5 protein-coding genes are annotated in these 4,768 nt (G+C 61.0%); 1 reads left to right on the top strand and 4 read right to left on the bottom strand.

Features of this window, described 5'->3' with window-relative positions; translation table 11 throughout:
- The 4 genes from ACNPM8_RS07485 to ACNPM8_RS07470 form a co-directional block, all read right to left on the bottom strand.
- Positions 1–286 (bottom strand): ATP-binding cassette domain-containing protein (locus ACNPM8_RS07485; RefSeq protein ID WP_448939567.1); only part of this gene is annotated, 286 nt, incomplete at its 3' end.
- Positions 283–1,269, bottom strand: a complete 987-nt coding sequence (locus ACNPM8_RS07480; RefSeq protein ID WP_332485961.1) for an ABC transporter permease — start codon at positions 1,267–1,269, stop codon at positions 283–285. The genes ACNPM8_RS07480 and ACNPM8_RS07485, both read right to left, overlap by 4 nt.
- Before the next feature lie 2 nt (positions 1,270–1,271).
- Positions 1,272–2,363 (bottom strand): ABC transporter permease, encoded by a 1,092-nt coding sequence (locus tag ACNPM8_RS07475; protein WP_448939566.1) that lies wholly within the window; start codon positions 2,361–2,363, stop codon positions 1,272–1,274.
- Positions 2,364–2,509: 146 nt separating this feature from the next.
- Complete coding sequence (locus tag ACNPM8_RS07470) at positions 2,510–4,141, bottom strand: ABC transporter substrate-binding protein (RefSeq protein ID WP_332498154.1); 1,632 nt, start codon at positions 4,139–4,141, stop codon at positions 2,510–2,512.
- 227 nt (positions 4,142–4,368) lie between these two features.
- On the opposite strand from ACNPM8_RS07470, the gene ACNPM8_RS07465 reads away from it, so the two are divergent.
- Positions 4,369–4,728 carry a hypothetical protein gene (locus ACNPM8_RS07465; RefSeq protein ID WP_105656830.1) on the top strand — a complete coding sequence of 120 codons (360 nt, stop codon included), beginning with the start codon at positions 4,369–4,371 and terminating at the stop codon, positions 4,726–4,728.
- Positions 4,729–4,768: the final 40 nt, after the last annotated feature.

Below are 4,768 nucleotides of genomic sequence, written 5' to 3'. Positions count from 1 at the left end.
CGCGCCCGCGCAGGGTGAGCATGTTCTTGCCTTTGAGGTAGACCCCGCCGTGCGAGGCACCGTTCTCGGCCAGGATGCCCAGGGCGGTGCGTGCGGTGACGGACTTGCCGGATCCGGATTCGCCCACGATGGCCAGGATCTCGCCGGCCTTGACTTGCAAATCAACGCCGCGCACTGCCGGCACTGCGCCGGCGTCCGTGACGAAATCAATGTTCAGGTCTTCGATGCGCAAGACAGCGGGTGTGCCGATGTTGGCCTCGGAGTCGAGGAGAGGACTGTTGGTCATTTGCTTGCTCCTACCTGTCCGGACTGGGTGATGCGCTTGGCCTTCTTGCGGCTGAAGCGGCGCAGGCGCGGGTCATTGAGGTCATTCATGGACTCGCCAACCAGGGTCAAGCCCATCACGGTGAGCACGATGGCCAAGCCCGGGAACAGGCCGGTCCACCAGATTCCGCTAGTGGCATCTGACATCGCGCGGTTCAGGTCGTAGCCCCATTCCGAAGCACTGGTCGGTTCGATGCCGAAGCCCAGGAAGCCCAGGCCCGCCAGGGTCAGCAATGCCTCGGTGGCATTCAGCGTGAAGATCAGCGGCAAGGTGCGGGTGGCGTTGCGCAGCAGGTGCGCGAACATCACTCGCCATGGGCTGGCGCCGATCACCTGTGCGGATTCTACGAAGGGTTCCGCCTTCAGCCGCATCACTTCGGCGCGGACTACGCGGAAGTACTGCGGGATGAACACCACGGTGATGGAGATGGCCGCTGCCATCACGCCGCCGAAGAGCGAAGACTGGCCCTGGGAAATCACGATGGACATCACGATGGCCAGCAGCAAGGATGGGAACGCGTAGATTGCATCGGCCAACACCACGGCGATGCGGTCGAACCAGCCGCCGAGGTAGCCGGAGATCAAGCCCAGCAATACGCCCAGGAACAGGGACATGACCACGGCCGCCAGGATCACCCAGATGGCCGTCTGCGCACCGAAGAGGGTCCGCGAGAACACGTCATAGCCGGTGGCGGTGGTGCCCCAGATGAATTTGCTGTCCGGAGCCGCCTGGCGCGGGAAGTCCCCGGATGCATCCGAGGACTGCGCGAAATCGAAAGGCGCAATCAGCGGCGCGAACAGGGCGGTAACGATGAACAGGCCGGAGAGCGCCAGACCGGCAACCAGCATGCCCCGCTGCAGGCCCGAGGACATGCGCAGGTGGGAGATGACCGGGAGCCGGTCCAGCCAGGACTTGTTCGAAGCCGGCAAGGTAGCTGTACTCATGATTAGTACCTGACTCTCGGGTCGATCAAGGCGGCCAGCACGTCAACGATGAAGTTGGTGACGGCGACGATAATGGCCAGCAGCACCACGATGCCCTGCACAGCCACGAAGTCGCGGGCGGTGAGGTATTCGGCGAGCTTGAAGCCCAAGCCGGACCATTCGAAGGTGGTCTCGGTCAGCACTGCTCCACCGAGCAGCATGGCAATCTGCAGGCCCATGACAGTGATAATCGGAATCAGCGCCGGACGGTAGGCGTGCTTGGTGGTGAGGCGGAATTCGCTGACGCCGCGCGAACGGCCGGCTTCCACGTATTCGCGGCCCAGCGTGCCAATTGCGTTGGTGCGCACCAGGCGCAGGAACACGCCGCCGGTGAGCAGGCCCAGGGCCAGGGCTGGCAGGATCGCATGCTCGGTGACATTCCAGAAGGCAGCGCTATTGCCGCTGCGCAGCGCATCGAGCCAGTAGATGCCCGATGGGCTCTGCAGGCCGGTCAGTTTAAGCTCGGTCTGCCAGTCGGCACGGCCGCTGATCGGCAGCCAGCCTAGCCATACGCCGAAGACCAGCTTGAGCAGCAAGCCGGCGAAGAACACCGGGGTGGCGTAGGAAAGGATTGCAAGGATGCGCAACACGGCATCCGGGTAGCGGTCGCGGAACTTCGCGGCAACCAGGCCCAGCGGGATGCCGACCAGCAGTGCGACGAGGACCGCGTTGATGGCCAGTTCCAAAGTTGCCGCGCCGTAGGTGGCAAGCACCTCGGTGACCGCCCGGTTATCGCTCATGGTGCGGCCCAGATCGCCGGTGAAGATCTGGCCCAGGTACTCGAAGTACTGGATCAGGATCGGCCGGTCGTATCCGGCTTCATGGATGCGCTGGGCCAGCTGGTCCGGGGTGAGCCGTCCGCCCAAGGCTGCGGTGATCGGGTCGCCGGTCACGCGCATCAGGAAGAACACCACTGTGATGAGGATGAAGACAGTGGGAATGATCAGCAAGAATCGGGTAAACAAGTAGCGGAGGAATCCTCCGCCTTTTTGCTTTGCTGGTTTGGGTGTTGCTAGCGGGCTTGCTTCTTGGCCCGGTGGCGACGTGATAGTCATCGTCTGTCCTTATGGTTCAGGATGCGTGGCAATGCGCCGCCTTGAGCGGTCAATGACGGCGCATGCCAAGGGGATCCACCGCGCGCGCCAAGGGTTGGCGCGTGGCAGATCCCCTCAGGTTTGGTGTCTGCGAGGCGAGAGCCGAATTACTTGCTCAGCACACCGAGACGGAACTTGAACGATGCGTCCAAGGTCTTGTCAACGTCCTTGACGTCCTTGCCTGCAATGGCCACCTGGGCACCCTGCAGCAGTGGAAGCGTGGACAAGTCCTCAGCCACCATCGTCTGCAGTTCTTCGATGGCCTTGGTGCGCTCCGCAGCGTCGACCATTCCTCGCTGATCGGAGATCAGCTTGTCAACCTCGGGGTTGTCGTAGTTGTTCGAAAGGAAGTTCTCCTTGGCAAAGAACGGCGACAGGTAGTTGTCGGCATCCGAGTAGTCCGGGAACCAGCCCAGCTGGTAGGCCGGGTAATCCGTGACGCGCTGCTTCTGGTAGGTCACCCATTCGGTGGACTTCAAATCCACTTCGAACAGGCCATCGGCCTCCAGCTGCTTTTCAACCAGTGCGTATTCGTCACCGGAGTTCGGGCCATAGTGATCCGGGTTGTACTGCAGCGCGAGCTTGACCGGGGTCTTCACTCCGGCATCTTCCAGAACCTTCTTGGCCTTGGCTGCATCCGGCTTGCCGTCGGTGCCGTACATGTCCTTCAGCGGCTCGGTGGCGCCGGTGAAGCCTTGCGGCACGTACGAGTAAGCCGGGGTGTAGGTGTCCTTGTAGACGTTCTTCGCGATGGCTTCGCGGTCCACAAGGTGCGCCGCTGCCTGGCGTACGGCCAGTGACTTCGCTTCATCAGCATCATCGGTCTTGGCACCGTATGGCATGGAATCGAAGTTGAAGACGATGTAGCGCAGCTCGCCACCCGGTCCCTTGTGGACCGCCAGATTCTCATCCTTGCCCAGGTCTTCGATGTCGGTTGGGGTCAGCGAACGCCATGCGACGTCGATCTTGCCTTCTTGGACTTCGAGCTTCAGGTTATTGGCGTCCGCGTAGTACTTGATCGCTGCCTTGTCGTTGGCTGCAGGGCCCAGAACGCCCTGGTAGGACTCGTTGGCACTGAAGGAGATCAGGTTGTTCTTGTTGTACGAATCAATGACGTACTGGCCGCCGAAGGCCTTGGCCTCAACGATCTTCTGGTCGTCCATGACTGCGTCTGCAGAGAACACTTCATCATCGACGATCGGGCCGACCGGGGAGGTCAGCACCTGCGGGAAGGTCTGGTCATTGCCGACCTTCAGCTTGAAGACCACCGTGGTGGCGTCAGGAGCCTCGATGGATTCAACGTTGCCCAGCAGCGAGGATGGGCCGTTAGGGTCCGCGATCTTCAGCTGGCGGTCGAAGGTGAACTTGACGTCCTTGGAGTCAAGGTCGTGACCGTTGGCCCACTTCAAGCCCGGCTTCAGCTTGACCGTGTATTCAGTCGGGGTAGTGAACTCCGCGGACTCGGCAAGGCTCATCGATGGGTCCGGGCTGCCCGGCTCGGAATTGAGCAGGAACGGGTAAATCTGGTTCATGACCATGAACGAACCGTTGTCGTAAGATCCGGCAGGGTCCAGGGAAGTCACTTTGTCGGTGGTGCCCAGGGTGATTGGGGCGCTGGCTTCGCCATTGCCGCCCTCTTCATTGCCGCTGTCTGCGGCTTGGGTGCAGCCGGTCAGTGCCAGGGCAGAGATACCCACAACGGCTGCTGCGAGTCGCAGCCCGTTCTTCTTGCGAGCCATGAGTCATCCTTCGTCTAGGTACATGCATGGGCTGTGATGATTAGCACATGCTTCACATATCCTAAGTGATGCAAGGCACAAAATACGAATGGGGCCGGCGGAAACTGGCAAAAGCGCGGTCTCGACGCCCGCTTTTTGTGCTTCAGCCCATACCGCTCCTTGCTCAACGGTGAGATGCGCGGGGATTCCTTCCGGCCTTTTGGCTAGATGGCATAAGCTAGATGTCAATGATGACTCGTAGAGACGCGGCAATCGCGTTGGATATCCCAGTAGAAATGGCCAAGCGCCACGGCATTCCTTCCAAAATGAGCGAGGCTGAATTCCGTGAGCTGAACACCAATCCACCAGCTTGGTTGGAGCAGTCGCGCGCCAACCGTACCGGCAAACGCCCTGTGTGGATTCATCTGGTCTGCGAAGTCTGCGGCTTCAGCGAGTACGAACGCCCCAAGAAGTGGTGGCCTGCCTTCGATTTCGTGCACTGCCACACCCACTCCCCTGCACAGCTTCCGAAGCTGGAAAAGGGCAAGACCCGCGTGGAGTACCAAGATATTTCAGCTCATATGTTCGGCATCGTCGACGAAGGCTAGAAGCTGACGACAACACAACGGCGAAGGGTGGCCGGACCGA

This window comes from Glutamicibacter sp. AGC46, assembly GCF_053543715.1.
Note: the sequence above shows the minus strand (reverse complement) of the source record. Positions and strands in the feature narration are given on the sequence as shown.

Excerpts from the sequence above, each read along its gene's own strand:
- ACNPM8_RS07480 (WP_332485961.1), bottom strand. The coding sequence starts at position 1,269 with ATGAGTACAGCTACCTTGCCGGCTTCGAACAAGTCCTGGCTGGACCGG.
- ACNPM8_RS07475 (WP_448939566.1), bottom strand. The coding sequence starts at position 2,363 with ATGACTATCACGTCGCCACCGGGCCAAGAAGCAAGCCCGCTAGCAACA.
- ACNPM8_RS07470 (WP_332498154.1), bottom strand. The coding sequence starts at position 4,141 with ATGGCTCGCAAGAAGAACGGGCTGCGACTCGCAGCAGCCGTTGTGGGT.
- ACNPM8_RS07465 (WP_105656830.1), top strand. The coding sequence starts at position 4,369 with ATGATGACTCGTAGAGACGCGGCAATCGCGTTGGATATCCCAGTAGAA.